Here is a 20,403-nt window from a genome sequence, read left to right on the forward strand (position 1 = left end):
TTTTCGTGGTGGCGGCTTCAATAATTCTAGCAATGCAGGCGTGTTCGCTTTGAATTTGAACAACCCACGCTCCATCTCTGACGATAATAGAGGTTTTCGCTCCGCTCTAACCCTATAAAGAGTAATGGGATTGGACTATATGATTTGCCTTTTCGTGGTGGCAATTGGAATAATGGTGGCAATGCAGGCGTGTTCGCTGTCTACTTGAATGACCCACGCTCCAATTCGAATCACAATGTAGGTTTTCGCTCCGCTCTGCTCTTGTAATTAGGTATATGATGGATACGTCTGTCATTTCAAATCAAGGGAATAAAGGAGTCTAATTCCATGCTGAATAAGCAAAAAAATTAAATAAAGATGAAAACCGATAGTAATGTTAAATGAACTCCGTTAAGCATCTTAAAAATTAGGTGATGATCATGGCGAAAATAAAGAATGTATATGACTATATCGTTAGTGATGAAAACATATACAAGGCTTATTTAAACGCTCGTAAAAACAAAAGATATAGAAAAGATGTACTCATATTTACCCAAAATCTAGAAGCAAATCTAGTTAAGATTCAAAATGAATTAAGAAGTGAAGTTGCTGATTATCCTAAATATAAAGAGTTCTATATTTACGAACCAAAGTGTCGTTTGATCCTTGCTCAAGACTTTCCTGAAGTGATAAAACAGTGGGCGTTTTATCAAGTTTTAAGCCCTATGTTTACTAGGATGTACATCAAGGATTCCTATGCTTGCATCAAAGGAAAAGGACAAATTGCAGCAGTTAAAAGACTTCATTATTGGCTTAAATTAGTCAATAGCACAAGATACAATAAGCTGAAACACGGTTTAGATGTATCCGATCTAAACAAGTGGTATTACTTGAAAATAGACTTTAGCAAATACTTTTATAGAGTAGATCATAAAGTCATGATTGATGTATTGAAGAAGAAAATTAAGGATAATCGTGTTGTTAGATGGCTTGCAACCCGCATAGAAAGCCCTGATATGCCTTTTGGTTTGCCTAGAGGCATGCGTCCTGAAGATGTTGAAATGAGCGAACGTTTATATGATAAAGGAATGCCAGTGGGCGCTTTGATTTCACAGATGTTAGCGAATGTTTATAATGATCAGATAGATCAATATGCTAAAAGGACATTAGGAATCAAGTGTTATATACGCTATCAGGATGATATTGTGGTGCTTTCTGATGATAAGAAACAAATAAAAGAATGGCATCAAAAACTAGAAAAGTTCGCAAATAATGTCATGAAAATGGAAATGAACCAAAAGACCTGTATTAGACCAATCAATCAAGGAATAGAATTTTGTGGTTTTCGCTTATGGGCTACACATATAAAAATAAGGAAGAGCACATCCTTGAGAATTAAAAGGAACTTAAAAGGCGTGATGAAACGATACAATGAAGGAGATTGCACTTTAGAACACGCTATGCAAGTAGTTAATTCATATTTTGGGCTGTTGAAACATTGTAATAGTTACGCATTAAAAACAGAAATATTTGGTGATTATGAAAAAGGAATAGATGGTTGGTTTGTACTGACTAGAAATCAAGGTAACGATTAATTTCGTTACCTTTTAATTATGTTTTAAAGTTCTTTATTTTTCGACTTTATTTATTTTTTATAGAATGAGCGATGAAAGGAGGAATATGTAATGGATATTTCGAAAACAACATCATTACTATTATTATTGATCGTTTTTGCGGTGTTGATTCAATTTATCGTTGAACGCTTAAAAGTAGTCTTAGGTAATAAGGTAATGAAGTATCTACCAGCGGATGTGTTGGCTGCATTATTAGGCGTTTTGTTTGCGTTTATGTTTAGTATCGATGTATTTAAATACTTCGATATGAATGAAACAATTCCATATGTAGGCAATATCATTTCAGGTTTGATTATTTCAGCGGGAGCACCTGCTATTCATGAGTTTATTGCTAATATTCGTGAACAAAGAAAGTTGCTTCAAGATTCTATCTCTACTGGAGTGGAATTATTAGAAAAATCAGGAGGTGAAGAAAATGAATGAAGATGTAAAAGATATTGTAATTACTCCAGAAATGGAAGAAGAACTTAACGCCATGGGAAAAGGTGTGGAAGGAAGTGATGAGTAATGGATTGGAAAAACTTAAATGCTGATGTAAATAAAATCCTGAACACGCACTATACTAGTGGGCGTTCAGGACGAAAAATCAATAAAATTATCATTCATTATAACGCAGGCGATTTAACTGTAGAAGGATGTTATTCTGTATGGCAAAACAGACCAGCTTCAGCACACTATCAAGTTGAATCTTCAGGTCGTATTGGACAGTTGGTTTGGGATAGTGATACAGCATGGCATGCAAGCAACTGGGATGCTAACTGTTCAAGTATTGGAATTGAACATGCTAATAAAGAAGGCGGATATATTAGTGAAGCATGCTTAGATGCAGGAGCTCATTTAGTTGCAGCGCTATGTAAGTATTATGGATTGGGACGTCCTCAATGGAAAGTAAATGTATTCCCTCATAATCATTTCGCAGCTACATCTTGCCCTGGTCGTTTACAGGATGAGCAAAGAGATGCTTATATGCAAAAAGCTCAACAATGGTATGATCAAATGATGAATGGAACTGAATCTCCATCTACACCATCTACAGGTAACAAAAAATCCAGTGAGGAAGTTGCAAGAGAGGTGGTTGCTGGTAAGTGGGGAAACGGAGCTGATCGCAAGAACCGTTTAACTAGCGCAGGTTACGATTATAATGCTATTCAATCATTAGTAAATCAAATGGTAGGAAATTCAAGCCCTGCTCCAAAGCCAACAAAAACCATTGATCAGTTGGCAGATGAAGTCATCGCTGGTAAGTGGGGAAATGGAGCTGATCGTAAGAATCGTTTAACTAGCGCAGGTTACAATTACGATGTAGTACAAGCAAAAGTTGATGAAAAATTATATGGTTCAAAGCCTGGTAAATCCAACGAAGCAATTGCTAAAGAGGTTATTGCTGGTAATTGGGGAAACGGAGCTGATCGTAAGGCCCGTTTGACAGCTGCTGGGTATAACTATGATGCAATTCAAAGCATTGTAAATAGTTTGTGTAAGTAATTTGTAGGATAGTAGGAAATGCTATCCTACTCTCCTTTTCATAGCAATGCCCTTTGTGTGGAAGGAGAGATTAAAAATGAATAGTTTTATACCATGGATTGGCGGTAAAAAGTTACTTAGAAAAGAGATATTAAGCAGGTTTCCTAAAGAGCAACCATCACGCTATATCGAAGTGTTTGGAGGTGCAGGATGGGTATTATTTGCAAAAGAACAATACGGTAAGCAATTAGAGGTGTATAACGATCTAAATGGTGATTTAGTTAACCTATATAGATGCGTTAAATACCACGCTCAGGAAGTCCAAAGAGAATGCGAATTCTTATTAAATTCTAGAGAGATTTTTATTAACTATAAAGAACAAATGAATATCAATGGATTAACTGATATTCAAAGAGCAGCACGCTTTCTATATTTAATAAAGGTATCTTTTGGGGCTGACGGAAAAACATATGGAACAAACGCTAAAAATATATCGTATTCGGTGAATATGCTTCCTGAAATCAGTAAACGTTTAAATAGAGTTGTCATAGAAAATAAAAGCTATGATAATCTTATTAAAGTATATGATAGAAACAATGCTCTGTTTTATTTAGATCCACCATATTATAAGACTGAAAAATATTATGGTAACTTGTTTGACGAAGAAGATCATATTAAATTAAGAGATATTCTAAGAGATATAAAAGGTAGGTTTATTCTTTCCTATAATGATTGTGCATTCATAAGAGAGTTGTATTCAGACTTTTATATAGAAGAGGTTGAAAGAAATAACAATCTTGTTAAAGATGGCGATTCTAGATATAAAGAATTGATTATAAGAAATTACAAGTAAAATATCAAAATACGATATAAAATATCAATAATGTTATAGCAATGTTTGGGGTGATAAAATTCACTTAAAGGGGCGTTGCTATGGCGATTAAAATATACCTGTCTGAGCTATTAGGAAATAAGAAAATGACTCAGGCAGAACTTGCTAGAAAGACTGGTATTAGACCTAACACGATTAATGAAATATATTGGGAAATGGTGGATAGAATCAGTCTAGAACATATTGAAAAAATATGCTCAGTTTTGAATTGTGAAGTGTGTGATTTAATCAAAATAAGAAACAGAAAATAAGCATTAAAAAAGGACATTTATTTGGCGTTTAAAAGCCGTTTAAAATGTCTTTTTTTTAAACCTATTTTTTGCATTTTATTTGCAACATTTTTGCATTTTGCGCGCAACACTACAATCGATGAAAAGTGGATCTATATGAATTTAAAATCGTATATATCTAAAAATGATCGTGTTTGTATCCTTCCATTTAGCTTTTTTGATGATACAAAAAATGAATTGGATTGGAATAAACAATATGCGCCTGGACAAGGCATATGGTATCGCTCTAATCAAGATGTGTTCTACAAGTATGGAATTGGTAAGGAACAAATTGTATGGGTCAATTACTTTAAAGATTCGATGGATGAAATGAAGAAAAAGATTTTAAATAGTTCTGTTTTGATGTTGACGGGTGGAGCTCCAGATCTGATGATGAAGCGAATTAAAGAAAAGAAATTAAAGAAGCTGATTAAAAATTATAAGGGAATTATGATTGGATATAGTGCAGGAGCCATGATTCAGCTTGATTCTTATCACATAAGTCCAGATGAGGATTATCCAGAATTTTCATATCAGACCGGTTTAGGCTGTTTATCTGGTTTTGCGATTGAACCTCATTTTAGAAGAAGTAAAGTACAGATGCAAAGTATTGAAAAGGTGAATTCTGAAAAACAAATTCCTGTGTATGGCATCTATGAAGAGGGTGGAATGATTATAGATTCAAACATTAAATGTTTCGGTAAAATAGAGAAATTTGAGTGAAAAATCATAAAAAGGTACTATTTATTTGTACAAATTAATCGAAAGTTTGCACAAATTAACAAAAAGTTAGTTTTTAATGTTAAATTCACATAGATATGGGATACTATTGATACGAGCCAAATGTGAAATGGTTAGTTAAAGGAGAAAAGTATACATATGAAGTTTTGTAAATTGATTACGGAGGTCGATTTAGAACTGCTCGAAGAGTTAGTCGATAATGGATATCCTGTGGATCGTATTGAAGAAAACGGGCAGGTTTACTACAAAACACCAGCTATGTTATGCCAAAACTTAAAAGTGAATGATGAAGTGAGAAATTACAGTAACGGATTGATTTCAATGTCTATTGAAAATGTTCGAAAGAAAAAGGGGTTATATAGAACAGGAAATCTATTGATTGATATGGATTCTAACATTATCCAAAAGGGTAAAGAAAAGATCTTTATTCCTAAGGCAAGTTTTACCATTATTTCAACACTGATGGACGTTCCTCACAAAACAGTATCAAGATCGGCGTTGGTTTTTTACTTGGAACAGGCGTATCATCACGAAATTTTGGATAACACTTTGACGGTTCATATCGCCTCAATTCGTCGCCTTTTGGGTGATGAATACATCAAAACCCATAAAACTGTTGGCTATTTTTGGGATTTTGATGTTTTTAAAGTGGGATAAAGTTGAAAAATGGCTTGAAATAAAGGTATAATGTAAAAGTGTTGGAAGGAGATTTAGATTATGCCACATCTATTTGAGTCTAAAGATAGTTTTAAAGAAAGCTTTAAAGAAGCTGTTTCTGATGCCTATGGACGTGATTTTGAAGATACATATCCTGAAGAGAGATATATTGTCCTTGGTAACATGATTCGTGATTTTGCCGGAGAGCATTGGAGAGAAACTAAAAATGCGATCAAGAAAACAGAATCAAAACAGCTTTATTATTTTTCTATGGAATTCTTGATGGGTCGTTTAATGACAAGTAACCTAATGAACTTAAATATTTATGATATTGTTAAAGATGGTTTAAAAGATTTGGGTATGGACATCAATGACATGGAAAACATTGAAAGTGATGCAGGATTAGGAAATGGTGGTTTAGGAAGACTTGCCGCATGTTTCATGGATTCATTAGCATCTCTTGACTTACCAGGACATGGTAACTGTATTCGTTACCGTTATGGTTTATTCAAACAAAAAATTGAAAATAACCAACAGGTTGAATTACCAGACTGCTGGTTAAAGAATGGTAATGTTTGGGAAGTATGGAAACCTCAACATGCCGTAAAAGTTAAATTTGGTGGTTACGTAGATGGATATATGGATGGATATGGAAAATTCCATGCACAACATCATCCAGACTTTGTAGTACGTGCCGTACCTTATGATGAACCAATCGTTGGATATCATACAACAACTACAAATACACTTCGTTTATGGGATGCAGAAGTTGATGAAGATTCTGTAAACTCAGGTGGATTAAATGAATACTTAAATCAAGTAACAGCTATTACAGCTAACGTATATCCTGATGATTCAACAATCGAAGGAAAACGTTTGCGTTTAACACAAGAATATTTCTTCGTATGTGCTGGAATTGATCAAATTATTCGTTCACACTTACGTGTATATCCAAGCCTAGATAATTTAGGTGATAAAGTTGCGATTCAGTTAAACGATACACACCCTGTTTTAGTTATTCCTGAATTAATGCGTGTATTATTGGATGATTACTTCTATGACTGGGATGATGCTTGGAATATCGTAACTAAGACTGTTGCGTATACAAACCACACAGTTATGGCAGAGGCACTTGAAAAATGGTCTCAAGACATGGTTCGTTCATTGTTGCCACGTCTATACATGATCATTGAAGAAATCAACCGTCGTTTCAAATATGACGTAGATCACAGAGGATTATGTGGAATCTTCAACAATGTTTCTATTCTTAAAGAAGGACAAGTACACATGGCTAACTTGGCTGTTGTGGGTTCTCACAGTGTAAACGGTGTTGCGAAACTTCACTCTGAAATCTTAGTAAATGATGTATTCAAAGATTTTGTGACAATTTATCCAAATAAATTCAACAATAAGACAAATGGTATTACACACCGTAGATGGTTATTGTTCTCAAACCCTCAATTGACTCAATTATTAGAAGAAACAATTGGAGATGAGTTCAAGACAAATCCAGAAAAATTAGAAGATTTAATGGCACACGTTGAAGAAGAAGATTTACAAGCTAAATTCATGGATGTGAAATTAGAACGTAAAAAGATTTTGGCTGCCTATGTAAAAGAAAACTTAGGTATTGATATTGATGTGAATTCCATCTTTGATTGCCAAGCTAAACGTCTTCACGCATACAAACGTCAATTATTAAATATCTTCCACGTTATGTATTTATACTTAAGAATGAAACAGGATCCTTCATTTAGAATTTACCCTCGTACATTCTTCTATTCTGCAAAAGCAGCAGCAAGTTATGATTTAGCGAAGGAAATCATTAAATTGATCAACATGGTTGCAGGTGTTGTGAATAATGATCCAGAAATCTCTAAATATATGAAGGTTGTCTTCATTCCTAACTACTCAGTATCTATTGCTGAAATCTTATTAAATGCGGCCGATGTTTCTGAACAAATTTCTACAGCAGGTAAAGAAGCAAGTGGTACAGGAAACATGAAGTACATGATGAATGGCGCAATCACTCTTGGTACTCTTGATGGAGCTAACGTTGAAATCGTTGAGCGTGTTGGATACGAAAATGCTGAAATCTTTGGTTTACATGTAGAAGACATCAATGAACTTCGTCATGAAAACTCATATAATGCATGGAACTTATATAACAAAAGCTACAACATTCGTATGGTGGTTGATTCACTTAAGAATTGCACATGGTCAAATGATCCAAACGAATTCAAGTTGATCGACAACGACTTAATGATGCGTAATGATGAATTCTTTGTATTAGCTGACTTTGATGCTTATGTATATGCTCAAGAAAAAGTACAAGCACGTTACATGGACAAGAGTCGCTGGGCTAAGACAATGTTAGTCAACATCGCCAAATCAGGATACTTCTCAAGTGACCGTACAATTAGCGAATATGCTAAAGAAATCTGGGATTTAAAACCATTGTCATTTGAAGATTAATTCAAAAAACAGATCATATTTACCGAACAAAGGTGATATGATCTTTTTTTCGTGATAGAATTGTTGTATGAACGAAATTCTTTTTGCGGAAATCTATTATATATGTGTAGCTATCATGCTGATTTTAGGATTTAAAACCTATCGTTCTATGATGAAAAATACTCAAAAAGTCAGCTTTTTAGCTGTTGTCATTTTACATATATTATATTTTCAAACCGATTTAGTCCGAATGACGACAAATAGTCAGGACCTATTTCTAAATGAAATGTGCTTCCTGTTCTTTTCGTTATGTACACTTGCATGGTTTAACTATATTCAGACAATGCTTGATATTCATTATGCAAAGAAATCGCAAACGTTATTCGCAATGATTCCTGTGGTCGCAAGCGTTGTCCTTTTACTTGTGAATACATTGAATGGCTGTTTATTTCAAATCGATTCATATGGAAATTTTCGAGAAGGACCACTCTATATTTTGTATGTATTTATAAACGATCTCTATTTTATGGTTGGAGCTTATCAAGCTTATATTTATAGTCATAGGGCTAAGAATTATCAACAAAAGAAATCGAATCAGATATTAGGCATTTATATGGTGTCACTATTGTTGATTGGCACAATGCAAGATTTTTTCCGTGATATTCCTATTTTCTGCGTAGGAACCAGTCTTAGTATATTGATCGTATACATTAGTTTAGAAGAACAAATGATTTCTATTGACCCATTAACCCAATTAAACAACCGCAATCGTATGGAACAGCATTTGTTTGAATGTGTAAGAAGTCAAGATGTAAATATGCATTTGTTGGTGCTGGATGTGAATCGATTCAAAAAGATCAACGATGAGCATGGACATGCTCAAGGTGACTTAGCACTAAAATCCATTGCGAATTGTTTAAAAGAATCCTGCATTGAAAAGAGTGATTTTATTGCTCGTTATGGTGGGGATGAATTTGTGATTGTCTATAAGGGGAATGATGTAGAAGGTTTATGCCAAAGAATTCATGATTCGATTCAAAAATTAGCTTTTCCATTTGATCTAGATGTGAGTATTGGTTGCGCACCATATCATAAGGGTATACATAAATGGAGTGATTGGTTTATTGAAGCGGATAAACAACTATATAATGAAAAGAAGAAATTAAAAGACCGGTAATCCGGTCTTTATTCATTCCAGGCAATTGCTCGTATTGGTGAGCCATCGCTATCTTTGATTTTAAGTGGGAAACAACTAAACCAAAACAAATCCTCTCCACATTGATCTAAGTTAGCAAGGTTTTCGATATTCACAATATCTGTATCTTTAAATAATGCTTTGTGTCGAGTCAAATTTTCATCATGTATGGGATCCAATCCGATCACATCAAAGCCAATACCTTTAAAATTTCCTTGAAGTATGAATTCTAATACTTCTTCATCAATACAAGGATAGTCATTAAAATAAGTGTCTTTCTTCCAACGTTTGTCCCAACCAAGATTAAAGAGGAGAAAATCGGCCGATTTGGCTTTAACCATATTGATTTTATCGGTTGTGATGGCTTGTCCTTCCTTTAAATCTCTACAATCTACAACTAAAGCTTTACCGATGAATTGTTCTGGTGAAAATTGATCCAATGTGGTGCGATTTTCATAAATATGGGCTGGTGGATCCATATGCGTTCCGACATGAGAACAAATTTGGATGCATGTTTCTTTAAATCCATCTTTTGAATACGTATTGACTGTAGTGAGTTTAGGTTTTTCTGTACCCGGATAAACTGGCATATCTTCTGAAATGGTATGTGTTAAATCGATGACTTTCATAAGGTACCTCCTTATGATTATTTAACCACAATTCTATCTGTATTGTGTTAAAATTATAAGTACAGGTGATGAATTATGAAAAGAATATTATTATTAGGAGCTACAGGCTCTATCGGTTTACAAACAGTGGATGTGATTGAACAACATCCAGACCAATTTTGTCTAGTTGGTATTGCGGCTGGACATCAAGCAGATGTAATGCAGAAAATCATTGATAAACATCCAACCATTCAGGTGGCTGGTATTTCAGATGTTTCTAAGGCTAAAGAATTAAGTGGCGTTACTGTGTATAGTGGTGATGAAGCCATGGTTCAATGTATTGAAAACTGTGAATACGATTTGTTGGTGAATGCTGTTGTTGGATTTAGAGGTTTAAAACCGACACTTACATCCTTAAAGAAAGGGATCGATGTGGCATTGGCCAATAAAGAAAGCTTGGTTGCGGGTGGTGTTTTGGTGCGTCAGACATTGCAGGAAACAAACACCAAACTATATCCAATTGATTCAGAACACTCTGCCATCTTCCAATCTTTGCAGGGAAATCAAAGTGTTGATGTGAAGCGCTTAATTATTACGGCAAGTGGTGGTAGTTTTAGAGATAAGACAAGGGATGAGTTAAGTGATGTAACAGTAGAACAGACTTTAAAACATCCAAACTGGAATATGGGAAAACGAATCACTGTGGATAGTGCGACTATGGTGAATAAAGGTTTTGAAGTGATTGAGGCACACTATTTATTTGATTTGCCTTATGAAAAAATTGATACGGTATTGCACCGTCAAAGCATTGTGCATTCTATGGTTGAATACAATGACAACGCAATTATTGCACAACTTGGATCTGCTGATATGCGTTTACCAATTCAATATGCGTTATGTTATCCTGATCGTCCGGTATTAAAGGAGGATCATCCTTTGGATATGACAAAAACAATGGATTTGAACTTTAAAGAAATGGATTATGTTCGTTATCCGATGTTGAAGTTAGCATATTCCATTGGTAAAAAAGAAGGAAATCTAGGTGCTGTATTTAATGGAGCGGATGAACAGGCGGTACAGCTTTTCTTAGATAAAAAGATTTCATTTCTACAAATTGAAGAAAGTATTGAACAAGCTTGTAAGCAGGCAGAATATATTGAAAACCCTACAATTGAACAATTAGAAGCAACGGATGCATGGGCGCGAAAGTTTGTTGTGGAATATTGGGACTAGACCAATTGATATTTTGGGAGTAAAATAGTGAAATGGAATGGAGGGTTTGTCGTGAATAAAGCAAAAGTTTATTGTGTCGCAAGTGCTGTAGCAGTTTGTGTGGCTTCAAATCCAAATATGGATGTGCTTGCCAAACAAGTACAGCCAGTAAAATTAGAAGAAAAAGCCCAACAGACAATTACTGCCGATGATTTTATCAAACAATATTTGAGTACAAAAGAAATTGTTAAAGATAGTACAAATAAAGATGTAGAAAAATATACATTGATCACTAAGGTGGATGAAAAGAATTATTCTTTCGTATTAGCAGGAGATCAATTGTTTAAAGTCTTGACTAAAGAAAACCAGGATCAAATCAAAAAAGCTTATGAAGATGCATATAGTAAAACAGGTATGAAAAAAGCTGAAGGATGTAATTTAAGTGCATATGATATTATTGTAGCTGAGGCAAATACGTTGATCATAAACGCTAAAAACGCATTGGATTCATCTTTAAAGGATGCACAAAGTTTAGATTCTACAATCTTTACTGCAAATAGCTATGCCACTTTAAAAACAGTGATGGATGAATCAAGTCAATTGCTTGGATCTACAACTTCAACTTTAGAACAATTAACGTTAGAATTGTCTAAGTTAGATGGTGCAAAAAAAGCATTGATCAATATTTCTGGTTTAAAAGCTATCGTAGATCAATCAAGTACATATGGTAAAGATAGCTATACGACTCGTAGCTATACTGCATATGAAACAAGTTTGAATGAAGCTAAAAAGGTATTAGAGAATGGTGCAAGTACTGTTGAAGATATCACAAAGGCACAGTCTGCTTTAAATGCGGCAGCTACTTCTTTAGTTAAAAAAGCGGATTTTTCTAAGTTGAATGAAACAGTACAGGAAGCCAGTGAAGTCTTAGAATCGGATAAGGACATGCTTGAAGAAGAGTCTTATAATAACTTCAAGAAAGAATTGGATGCTTGTAGTCTTGTACTTTCAAATGATGAGTCAACACAAGAAAAGATAGATGAGACATTAGCGCATTTAAATGCGTATTTAGAAGATAATTCAAACTTTGTATACAAGGTGGTTACTTTAGAAGAAAAGGTTGCACCAAAAGTAGAAGCAAGCAATGAATTACTAGCACAAACACCAATTGTACAAGAACAGCCTCAAGTTGTGGTTCCAACTGTAGAAACAAAAAATGTGGAAGCTGCAAAAGTAGAAACTGTAGTCAAACAAGAGGTTACAAGTACGGCAGCGGATAATTTCATTAAGACATATTTAACGAGTGCAAGTGGAAATATCTTTACAAGTGCTAATAATTTGAATTATCAAAAGATCCTTTCTGCGATGCCTAGCTGGGTAAAATTATCTACAGCGGATAAAAATGCAGTCAATGCAGAATTAGTGAATAAGGTTGGTAAAAAATATCAACGTTTATTGCAGGAAGCACAAAAATTTAGTATGAGTGCAGGAAAGTATACACCTGTAAACACATCAACAAACACAAATGTATCGATCTATTCATGGTTATGTATGATGTCTTTGGGGGCATTAACATTTGCACTAAAACGTTTAAGAAAACAAGATTAAGGGCTATGGCCCTTTTTTTCATGTCCAAAAATTGTTATAATAACGAAAGAAAGGCTTATGATTTTATGAAACAACAGAAATACAATTTTAAAGATCTAACTCTAGCATACTTTCAAAAAAAATCGAAATTGTATCGTGCAGGCGGATATAAATATGCTACTCCATTAAAGCGAAATCTAAGAGATTACCAAAATCACTTCTTTGCGTTTTTGATGGATGTCAACATTTGTTTGTTGCCTGTTTATATATGGGTTCTTGAGTTTTTATTAATTATGTGTGGATTGATTCCACCGCACTTCTTTGATTTATTATTCTATTTAATGTTTGCCTTGTTGTTTGTATCTAGCGTATTATTGCTTGCGTTTTTTACAGCACGAACAAATGGGCAGTCATTTGGATATGCCATTATGGATTTGAAATTGGTTCGTAGAAACAAAAAAGAGGCAATGCCAATCAATTTGATTTTACGACAAGCATTGGGATTTGGTCTTCCCTTGATGATTTTAGGATTCTTCTTTCAAGTGCCAGGCGTCATCTTATGGTGGCTCATCAATGGTATTGTTGTCTTGATCACGCCAAACCAACAAACTCTATTTGATTTGATTTTTGGTTTGGTTCCAGTGAATGAACCCGATCAGGAAATTCGTTTTGAAACAAAAGTAGAACCAGCTTTAGTAAAAGAAGAATTGGTTGTAACACCAATCGATTTACATATTCGTTCAAACTACAGCGATGATGGTTATTATGATGTAGAAGAATTATTCAAACAAGCCAAAGAAAATCACTTGGAAGTTATCTCAATCACAGACCATAACTGTGCAAGAGCGAATGCGGCAGCGGTTCGTTTTTCAAATTTGTACAACATTCAATATATTCCAGGCGTGGAAGTGGATGCACAATATAAAAGAATGCGAGTACGTATTCTAGGTTATTATATTGACTGGACGAATGAAGTGTTTGAAGTGTTAGAACAAAATTCTTTAAAGCGTGAAAAAGATTTATCAATGGAGCGTGTTGAAAAATTCGAAAATTACTCAGGCATTCGTATTGATGTAGATTCATTAATTTCAAATTCTCGTTTCCAAACGATTACACCAGCTGAAATCACAAAGATGGTGTTCCATAACGAAAGAACGCGTTTATTGCCTTTTGTGAAGAAGTATATTGATAGCTGTGAAAGTGAGAGTGTTGCGATGTCTCGTTTTGAAACGGATGTATTTGGAAAGAATGGACCTTGTTATGTAAAGGCTAACTATCCGGATGCGAAAGCGGTGATTGATGCGATCCACAGTGCTGGAGGTATTGCGATTTTATCAAGCTGGCACTTAGACTATATTTCAGATGATGTTCTAGAAGAAATTGTGGATTTAGGCATGGATGGAGTGGAATGTTTCTCTAATGATATTCATGAACAAACCATTGCGGCGGCATTAAAAATTGTTCAAAAGCGTAAATTATTCGTATCTTGTGGTAGTGATTATCATGGTCCTACTAAGCCAAAATACCATATGGGTGTTTCAAATTGTCCTGAAAAGGCTTTGCCGTTGGTAAAAATTTTGACAAAAGCTGCGAAATAAATTTGCTCAAAATACGTTTTATAGCGTATAATAAACAAGTCAATAAGCTTAGAAAAGAAGAGTATTTATATGGCGTACTAAAGAGAGCGGATGGTTTGGTGTGAATCTGCGTACAATATATAGAGAAGATGGTCTTGGAGCTTCTTTATCGATAGGTAGGTAAAGACGTATGCTGGCGTTAACAGCTTGAGGTGTGAAAACACAAACTAAGGTGGTACCACGAAGCTTTCGTCCTTGGATGAAGGCTTTTTTAATTTGTAGGATAGGAGGAAATGAAGATGACACAAAAGAAAGAACCATTTTATTTAACAACGGCCATTGCGTATACATCAGGTAGACCTCACATTGGGAATACATATGAAATTATCTTGTCGGATGCGATTGCTCGTTTTAAAAGAGCACAAGGATACGATGTATTCTTTCAAACAGGTACAGATGAGCATGGTGTAAAAATTGAAGAAAAGGCAAAAGCCGCAGGTGTAAGTCCACAAGAATTCGTAGATGGTGTGGCTGCTCAAATTAAATCAAACTGGGATTTAATGAACACAAGCTATGATTATTTTGTACGTACTACAGATGATTATCATGTAAAAGAAGTACAAAGCATTTTTAAACGTTTATATGATCAAGGCGATATCTATAAAGGAACTTATGAAGGATGGTATTGTACGCCTTGTGAATCATTCTGGACAGAATCTCAATTGGTAGATGGATGTTGCCCAGATTGTGGTCGTCCAGTTAAGAAGGCGAAAGAAGAAGCTTACTTCTTTAATATGCAAAAGTATGCAGATCGCTTGATCAAATATATTGAAGATCATCCTGATTTCATTCAACCAGAATCTCGTAAGAATGAAATGCTGAATAACTTCTTGCGTCCAGGATTACAAGATCTTTGTGTATCTCGTACATCATTTACATGGGGAGTTCCTGTTGACTTTGATCCAAAACACGTTGTATACGTTTGGATTGATGCATTAAGCAACTATATCACTACACTTGGCTATCATGCCAATGGTGAAAGTGATGAAAAGTTTAAAAAATATTGGCCAGCTACTCACATTATTGGTAAAGATATTTTGCGTTTCCACACAATCTATTGGCCAATTATTTTAATGGCTTTGGATTTACCTTTACCTAAGAAAGTATTTGGTCATCCATGGTTACTTACTGGAAGTGACAAAATGTCTAAATCAAAAGGGAATGTGATTTATGCCGAAGATTTAGTAGCTCACTTTGGTGTAGATGCTGTTCGTTACTATTGTTTACACGAAATGCCATTTGCACAAGATGGAACGATTACTTGGGAATTGATGATTGAAAGAATCAATTCAGACTTGGCAAACATTTTAGGAAACTTAGTATCTCGTACAATTGCGATGTCAAATAAATACTTTGGTGGTTTAGTCACAAATCCAAATGTATGTGAACCAGTGGATGAAGAATTAAAAGCTTGTGCTTTAGAAACGAAGAAGAAAGTTGAAGCTAAGATGGAAGAACTTCGTGTTGGTGATGCATTAGATGAAGTATTCACATTGCTTCGTCGTACAAATAAGTATATTGATGAAACAATGCCTTGGGTACTTGCGAAGGATGAAACAAAACAAGATCGTTTAGCTACAGTTTTATATAACTTATTAGAATCTATTCGTATTTCAGCTGTATTGTTGCACTCATTCTTACCTGAAACTGCAGATAAGATGTTCGCATATTTAAATACAAAAGTAACGGATTTAGATTCTTGTGAATCTTTTGGAAACTTAGAAACAGATATTCATGTCGTTGAAAAGTGTGAACCATTGTTTGCGCGTATCGATGAAAAGAAATTCATGGAAGAATTCAATAAAGAAAAAGAGGCAGCTAAAAAAGAAGCACCTAAAAAAGAAGAAAAAGTAGAAGAAGTCACAATTGATGATTTTGCGAAACTACAATTCAAAGTAGGTACGATCGTGAAGTGTGAACCACATCCAAAGGCAGATCGCTTATTGGTTGAACAAGTTGATTTGGGTGGTGAAGTTCGTCAAATCGTGAGTGGTATTGCGAAACACTACAAACCAGAAGAATTGATTGGAAAACAGGTTGTTGTTGTGACAAACTTAAAACCAGTTAAATTACGTGGTGTAGAATCAAATGGTATGATTTTGTGTGCTACAGATGAGAAAGACTTGTCATTTGTCACAGTCGCAAAAGAAATGCCTAATGGCGTAACTGTTCGCTAATGAATGATAAACAAAAGGTTGTTTTTAAACAATTACAGCTTGCTGGACTTGGCATTGTCGTCTTTGTGTTTGGCTTGTTGTATCAAGAAAAAGCGATTTCTATTATTGGAATCGTGATCTTGATCTTTGGCTTATTAAGAACCTACTACATAAAAAAAGTGATTGATAAATTGGATGAGTAAATAAAATCTCATCCTTTTTTTGTGCAAAATAAAAAGGCGATTGCTCGCCTTGATTATTGCATCAAACGATGCATGTTTTTAGCTTCATACATAGAATCATCCATTGCGGATAAGAATGTATCGATGTTTTTTCCGTTGTATTTTGCGATTCCAATCGAGAATGATAAATGGAATGGTTCTTTAGAATGGATATTGAATTGACGAACATTGTATTCGATTCGCTTTTTCAATTTCACAGCTTCTGTATCGGACTGTAGTTTTGCGAAGACCACAAATTCATCACCACCCATACGAATGGCGACTGAATCTTTATCGATTGAATGTTGTAGAATTTTACCAAACTGTATGAGGGCATGATCGCCTTTTAAATGTCCATAGGTATCATTGATGGCTTTAAATTCATTGATATCCATCAAGAATCCGTATACATGTTTCGTTTTATTGTTTTGTAGCTTGTTTAAATAATGATTCATGTATTTTCGATTGTAAAGTCCAGACAAATCATCAATATAGGAGATGGATATTTGAATTTCAATATAAACTAAGATAAATGCGATCGCAACACATAGCCAAATTGTACTAATCCCAAAGAAGAAACCTTGAATCATGGTGCCAATCATACAAGGAATGATAAAGTAATATATAGGAAAGAATTCGACTAAAGTAGAATCGTTTTTAGCTTTTTGAACCGTATATATACTTTCAATATAATAAATAAAGACAATGATATACAAAATAAAGTTCATTGGGCCACGGGTATATATGTTTTCTTTTGAAATATCAAAGATGATGCCGTTGCCAAATAAATTGATAATGATCAAGATCGTGGCCATCATCAATGGAATGGCTAAGCGTCTTGATTTCTTCTTGATACGCTCAAAATTTCTATGAATATGATATTCCACGAATAGACACCAACAAAATCCGATGATGCCTGAGATAGCTGAAGCTATTGTATTTGTGAGATATTGCAGAATATAAAAGATAAAACCTGGGCGTGCTTCAATGATAAAACTAAGCGTTTCATTGATTGTGGCAACAAAGGTGATTATCAGCATAAAGTTGTATGCTTTTTCGTCAAACTGATTCGTTTGTGCAACACGAATTCGATATAAAAGTAAAAAGAGTACTAAAAATGCTCCAGTCCCGTTTGCCACCAGTATCTCGGGTATGTTGATCATAATTAACTCCGTTTCTATATGGTTAGTTACTTTAATCATAATCCTCTTTATCAGAAGTTGCAAATGAGAAATTGAATCTTATGTAAATTAAAATTAACATAGATTAAGGATAAATTAAGCGTTGGATAAATGTCTGTTCAATCGTATCTAGTCATATTGTACTTTATTTAAAGTGTTTTATACTAAAAATGTAAAGGAGGTACAGATATGACTATGATTAAAAATTCAGTTGTAGAATTATTAATTTTACTACTTTGCGCATGTACCGTTTTTATTTATAAAATACCGAGTACAATCAACACTTGGTTATTAAACTCAATTGTGATTGTGGTGATGGGCATTTGTGTTCTTAGAATTGCACTTAAGATGATGAATAATAAATAATCTTGGCTTTTCCTGATGGGAAAGCCTTTTCTTGTGGTATATTATACTTATGAAAAGATTTTTAAAAGATATTGCACAAGGTATATATGATGGACTACAGGAAAATGAAGCTACACATAATCAATATAGTTTTCAAGAAATCTATGATGTAATCCAGGAATTTGTATCCTATGTATTTGTTGGCCTGATTTTAAGCGTAGGAGCTATTTTTGGATATTCTTATTATAAGACGTTTATATCATTGGGTGCGGTACTCCTTCTTGTATGGGCATTTATCTTGTATTATTTTTTAAATTCAAAAGATTTTAAAAAAATCAAAAAGAAATGAGGGAGAGATATGCAGACTATTTTAGTTTTACTTGTGGCATTTGTCGCAGGTATTGAAGGCATCTTGGATGAGTTTGAGTTTCATCAACCCATTGTTGCCTGTACTCTAATTGGTTTAGTGACAAACCATTTAACAGAAGGATTATTATTAGGTGGATCTTTACAATTGATTGCCTTAGGTTGGGCCAACATTGGTGCAGCCGTGGCTCCTGATGTATGTTTAGCGAGTGTGATTTCATCTATATTGATGGTTCATGGATTAAATAGCGCAATTGAAGCAAGATTTGTGATTGCGATCAGTATTGCGCTGGCAATTCCATTATCATTAGTGGGTTTATCTTTGACAAAGGTATGTCGTAATTTAGCAATTAAACTTGTGCACAAGATGGATGAGACAAAAAAAGTTTCATACTATCAATGGGTTGGCATTTGTATGCAAGGTATTCGTGTTTTGATTCCGACGGTTGTATTATTATTGATTCCATCATCTGTAATTTGTTCAATCTTGGAAATGATTCCATTAAGTGTTTATAAAGGCTTATTGATTGGCTCAGGCGTCGTTTGTGTAGTTGGATTTGCGATTGTAGCGAATGTATTAGGATCTAAATTTACATATCCATTCTTTATGATTGGTTTTGGCTTGGCATGTATGACAAACTTATCTTTAATATCTTTATGCTTTATTGGTGGTGGCTTAGTTTGGCTATATATGTTGTTGAATAATAATAAGCAAAAGGAAAGTGCTTCTAGTGATGATCCATTAGGGGATATCTTAAACGATTATGAGTAGGTGGTTTATATGAAGAAGAGTACAAGATTAAAGGTTTGTTTAAACCATCAATATTTACAAGGTTCATGGAACTTTGAACGTATGCAAAATGGTGGATGGTGCTACGGCTTGCTTCCGGCATTAAAAGAATTATATCCTAGTAAAGAAGATTATGATTTGGCTGTAGAACGTCATTTAAAGTTTTATAATACACACCCATATGTATCAGCTCCAATCGTTGGTATTGTTTTGGCGATGGAAGAAGAAAAGGCAAAAGGTTCCAATATTTCAGATACATCCATTCAAGATGTAAAGATTGGTTTAATGGGACCATTGGCAGGAGTAGGTGATCCAGTATTCTGGTTTACTATGCGTCCCATTCTTGCAGCTGTTGGTGCATCTCTTGCGTTATCGCAAAATATATTAGGTCCAATTTTCTTCTTTGTGGCATGGAATGTGTTACGCTTTGGCTTTTTATGGATCACACAAGAGCTTGGCTATAAAAAAGGTACTAAGTTGATTACAGACTTATCCGATACATTCTTAAAGAATGTAACATTAGCTGCAAGTATGCTTGGAATGTTTGTGGTTGGAATCTTAGTACAAAGATTTGTCTCAATCAATGTAGTAAACATTCAATCCGATTTAGACATGGTATTACCTGGAGTTCTTTCTTTATGTGTATTCTTTGGTTGTACAAAGATACTAAAAAAAGGCTTTTCACCTGTATTATTAATTGTCATTTTATTTATTCTTTGTGTCATTTTAGAGATGGCTGGAATCTTAGTGATTTAAGTCTAAAAATATGATTTATTTACGAAGAAAAAGATAAATCGGAAGTTGAGGGATAAAATATGGAAGTTCATCTTCCAGCTGATATATATATATATAGTTAATAAAGAGAGGTGCATATGCTATGCCTGGTATACTCGTGGTTGAAGATGATGAAAATTTAAATCGTGGAATTACATTTTCATTGAAAAAATCCGGATATGAGGTTTTTTCAGCAGAATCAGTGAAAAAAGCGAAAAGAATTGCAAGTGATAATAATGTG

General features: G+C 34.4%; 20 protein-coding genes, 1 pseudogene and 1 other annotated feature. Of the genes and pseudogenes, 19 read left to right on the forward strand and 2 right to left on the reverse strand.

All coding sequences use genetic code 11. The annotated features are described in order from the left end of the window. Positions 1-419 precede the first annotated feature (419 nt). From Q0F04_RS01595 to Q0F04_RS01635, 9 genes are all read left to right on the forward strand, one after another. Positions 420-1,574 carry an RNA-directed DNA polymerase gene (locus Q0F04_RS01595; RefSeq protein ID WP_295749385.1) on the forward strand — a complete coding sequence of 385 codons (1,155 nt, stop codon included), beginning with the start codon at positions 420-422 and terminating at the stop codon, positions 1,572-1,574. A gap of 90 nt (positions 1,575-1,664) precedes the next feature. After that, positions 1,665-2,036, forward strand: a complete 372-nt coding sequence (locus Q0F04_RS01600) for a hypothetical protein (RefSeq protein WP_256267914.1) — start codon at positions 1,665-1,667, stop codon at positions 2,034-2,036. A gap of 84 nt (positions 2,037-2,120) precedes the next feature. Further along, the gene (locus tag Q0F04_RS01605; protein ID WP_295749389.1) at positions 2,121-3,098 is read left to right on the forward strand and encodes an N-acetylmuramoyl-L-alanine amidase; all 978 of its coding nucleotides are present in this window, start codon (positions 2,121-2,123) and stop codon (positions 3,096-3,098) included. Positions 3,099-3,174: 76 nt separating this feature from the next. Beyond that, positions 3,175-3,930, forward strand: coding sequence for a DNA adenine methylase (locus tag Q0F04_RS01610; protein ID WP_295749392.1), 756 nt, complete (start codon positions 3,175-3,177; stop codon positions 3,928-3,930). Positions 3,931-4,010: 80 nt separating this feature from the next. Beyond that, positions 4,011-4,220, forward strand: a complete 210-nt coding sequence (locus tag Q0F04_RS01615) for a helix-turn-helix transcriptional regulator (protein WP_256267911.1) — start codon at positions 4,011-4,013, stop codon at positions 4,218-4,220. A 135-nt stretch (positions 4,221-4,355) separates the two neighbouring features. Beyond that, positions 4,356-4,961: a Type 1 glutamine amidotransferase-like domain-containing protein gene (locus tag Q0F04_RS01620; protein ID WP_295749396.1), complete on the forward strand. Its 606-nt coding sequence runs from the start codon at positions 4,356-4,358 to the stop codon at positions 4,959-4,961. Between the two features lie 156 nt (positions 4,962-5,117). After that, positions 5,118-5,636, forward strand: coding sequence for a winged helix-turn-helix domain-containing protein (locus Q0F04_RS01625; RefSeq protein ID WP_117570896.1), 519 nt, complete (start codon positions 5,118-5,120; stop codon positions 5,634-5,636). Positions 5,637-5,696: 60 nt separating this feature from the next. Beyond that, on the forward strand, positions 5,697-8,111 hold the full coding sequence (locus Q0F04_RS01630) for a glycogen/starch/alpha-glucan phosphorylase (RefSeq protein WP_295749401.1): 2,415 nt from the start codon (positions 5,697-5,699) through the stop codon (positions 8,109-8,111). A gap of 67 nt (positions 8,112-8,178) precedes the next feature. Continuing rightward, positions 8,179-9,267 (forward strand): GGDEF domain-containing protein, encoded by a 1,089-nt coding sequence (locus Q0F04_RS01635; protein WP_295749404.1) that lies wholly within the window; start codon positions 8,179-8,181, stop codon positions 9,265-9,267. An 8-nt stretch (positions 9,268-9,275) separates the two neighbouring features. Here the strand turns inward: Q0F04_RS01635 and Q0F04_RS01640 are convergent, their stop codons facing one another. Continuing rightward, a complete protein-coding gene (locus Q0F04_RS01640; protein ID WP_295749406.1) occupies positions 9,276-9,914 on the reverse strand; it encodes a cyclase family protein in 639 nt (212 codons plus the stop codon). A gap of 75 nt (positions 9,915-9,989) precedes the next feature. Here Q0F04_RS01640 and dxr point away from each other — a divergent pair, with 75 nt between their 5' ends. The 5 genes from dxr (at position 9,990) to Q0F04_RS01665 (ending at position 16,688) form a co-directional block, all read left to right on the forward strand. Beyond that, positions 9,990-11,126 (forward strand): 1-deoxy-D-xylulose-5-phosphate reductoisomerase, encoded by a 1,137-nt coding sequence (dxr, locus tag Q0F04_RS01645; protein WP_295749409.1) that lies wholly within the window; start codon positions 9,990-9,992, stop codon positions 11,124-11,126. A gap of 51 nt (positions 11,127-11,177) precedes the next feature. Beyond that, on the forward strand, positions 11,178-12,713 hold the full coding sequence (locus tag Q0F04_RS01650) for a hypothetical protein (protein WP_295749411.1): 1,536 nt from the start codon (positions 11,178-11,180) through the stop codon (positions 12,711-12,713). 65 nt (positions 12,714-12,778) lie between these two features. Continuing rightward, complete coding sequence (locus Q0F04_RS01655; RefSeq protein WP_295749414.1) at positions 12,779-14,290, forward strand: PHP domain-containing protein; 1,512 nt, start codon at positions 12,779-12,781, stop codon at positions 14,288-14,290. 40 nt (positions 14,291-14,330) lie between these two features. Further along, positions 14,331-14,529, forward strand: a binding site (T-box leader). Positions 14,530-14,568: 39 nt separating this feature from the next. Continuing rightward, complete coding sequence (gene metG, locus Q0F04_RS01660; protein ID WP_295749416.1) at positions 14,569-16,506, forward strand: methionine--tRNA ligase; 1,938 nt, start codon at positions 14,569-14,571, stop codon at positions 16,504-16,506. Next, on the forward strand, positions 16,506-16,688 hold the full coding sequence (locus Q0F04_RS01665) for a hypothetical protein (RefSeq protein WP_295749419.1): 183 nt from the start codon (positions 16,506-16,508) through the stop codon (positions 16,686-16,688). Before metG ends, Q0F04_RS01665 begins: the two co-directional genes overlap by 1 nt. A 53-nt stretch (positions 16,689-16,741) precedes the next feature. On the opposite strand, the gene Q0F04_RS01670 is transcribed toward Q0F04_RS01665, so the two are convergent. Beyond that, positions 16,742-17,908 (reverse strand): GGDEF domain-containing protein, encoded by a 1,167-nt coding sequence (locus Q0F04_RS01670; RefSeq protein WP_295749422.1) that lies wholly within the window; start codon positions 17,906-17,908, stop codon positions 16,742-16,744. 168 nt (positions 17,909-18,076) lie between these two features. Here Q0F04_RS01670 and Q0F04_RS01675 point away from each other — a divergent pair, with 168 nt between their 5' ends. The 5 genes and pseudogenes from Q0F04_RS01675 to Q0F04_RS01695 all read left to right on the forward strand — a co-directional run. Next, the gene (locus Q0F04_RS01675) at positions 18,077-18,253 is read left to right on the forward strand and encodes a hypothetical protein (RefSeq protein WP_295749425.1); all 177 of its coding nucleotides are present in this window, start codon (positions 18,077-18,079) and stop codon (positions 18,251-18,253) included. Positions 18,254-18,302: 49 nt separating this feature from the next. Then, positions 18,303-18,581 (forward strand): hypothetical protein, encoded by a 279-nt coding sequence (locus tag Q0F04_RS01680; RefSeq protein WP_295749428.1) that lies wholly within the window; start codon positions 18,303-18,305, stop codon positions 18,579-18,581. Between the two features lie 9 nt (positions 18,582-18,590). Then, positions 18,591-19,370 (forward strand): PTS sugar transporter subunit IIC, encoded by a 780-nt coding sequence (locus Q0F04_RS01685; RefSeq protein ID WP_117573505.1) that lies wholly within the window; start codon positions 18,591-18,593, stop codon positions 19,368-19,370. A 9-nt stretch (positions 19,371-19,379) separates the two neighbouring features. Beyond that, positions 19,380-20,144: a PTS system mannose/fructose/sorbose family transporter subunit IID gene (locus Q0F04_RS01690; protein ID WP_295749430.1), complete on the forward strand. Its 765-nt coding sequence runs from the start codon at positions 19,380-19,382 to the stop codon at positions 20,142-20,144. A 121-nt stretch (positions 20,145-20,265) separates the two neighbouring features. Next, positions 20,266-20,403 (forward strand): annotated as a pseudogene (locus Q0F04_RS01695) (DNA-binding response regulator); the annotation flags it as partial.

The sequence above is a fragment of the uncultured Holdemanella sp. genome (assembly GCF_934772795.1).
Taxonomy (GTDB): Bacteria; Bacillota_I; Bacilli_A; order Erysipelotrichales; family Erysipelotrichaceae; genus Holdemanella.

Coding starts and splice junctions, on each gene's coding strand:
- Q0F04_RS01595 (WP_295749385.1), top strand. CDS start 420: ATGGCGAAAATAAAGAATGTATATGACTATATCGTTAGTGATGAAAAC.
- Q0F04_RS01600 (WP_256267914.1), top strand. CDS start 1,665: ATGGATATTTCGAAAACAACATCATTACTATTATTATTGATCGTTTTT.
- Q0F04_RS01605 (WP_295749389.1), top strand. CDS start 2,121: ATGGATTGGAAAAACTTAAATGCTGATGTAAATAAAATCCTGAACACG.
- Q0F04_RS01610 (WP_295749392.1), top strand. CDS start 3,175: ATGAATAGTTTTATACCATGGATTGGCGGTAAAAAGTTACTTAGAAAA.
- Q0F04_RS01615 (WP_256267911.1), top strand. CDS start 4,011: ATGGCGATTAAAATATACCTGTCTGAGCTATTAGGAAATAAGAAAATG.
- Q0F04_RS01620 (WP_295749396.1), top strand. CDS start 4,356: ATGAATTTAAAATCGTATATATCTAAAAATGATCGTGTTTGTATCCTT.
- Q0F04_RS01625 (WP_117570896.1), top strand. CDS start 5,118: ATGAAGTTTTGTAAATTGATTACGGAGGTCGATTTAGAACTGCTCGAA.
- Q0F04_RS01630 (WP_295749401.1), top strand. CDS start 5,697: ATGCCACATCTATTTGAGTCTAAAGATAGTTTTAAAGAAAGCTTTAAA.
- Q0F04_RS01635 (WP_295749404.1), top strand. CDS start 8,179: ATGAACGAAATTCTTTTTGCGGAAATCTATTATATATGTGTAGCTATC.
- Q0F04_RS01640 (WP_295749406.1), bottom strand. CDS start 9,914: ATGAAAGTCATCGATTTAACACATACCATTTCAGAAGATATGCCAGTT.
- dxr (WP_295749409.1), top strand. CDS start 9,990: ATGAAAAGAATATTATTATTAGGAGCTACAGGCTCTATCGGTTTACAA.
- Q0F04_RS01655 (WP_295749414.1), top strand. CDS start 12,779: ATGAAACAACAGAAATACAATTTTAAAGATCTAACTCTAGCATACTTT.
- metG (WP_295749416.1), top strand. CDS start 14,569: ATGACACAAAAGAAAGAACCATTTTATTTAACAACGGCCATTGCGTAT.
- Q0F04_RS01665 (WP_295749419.1), top strand. CDS start 16,506: ATGAATGATAAACAAAAGGTTGTTTTTAAACAATTACAGCTTGCTGGA.
- Q0F04_RS01670 (WP_295749422.1), bottom strand. CDS start 17,908: ATGATTAAAGTAACTAACCATATAGAAACGGAGTTAATTATGATCAAC.
- Q0F04_RS01675 (WP_295749425.1), top strand. CDS start 18,077: ATGACTATGATTAAAAATTCAGTTGTAGAATTATTAATTTTACTACTT.
- Q0F04_RS01680 (WP_295749428.1), top strand. CDS start 18,303: ATGAAAAGATTTTTAAAAGATATTGCACAAGGTATATATGATGGACTA.
- Q0F04_RS01685 (WP_117573505.1), top strand. CDS start 18,591: ATGCAGACTATTTTAGTTTTACTTGTGGCATTTGTCGCAGGTATTGAA.
- Q0F04_RS01690 (WP_295749430.1), top strand. CDS start 19,380: ATGAAGAAGAGTACAAGATTAAAGGTTTGTTTAAACCATCAATATTTA.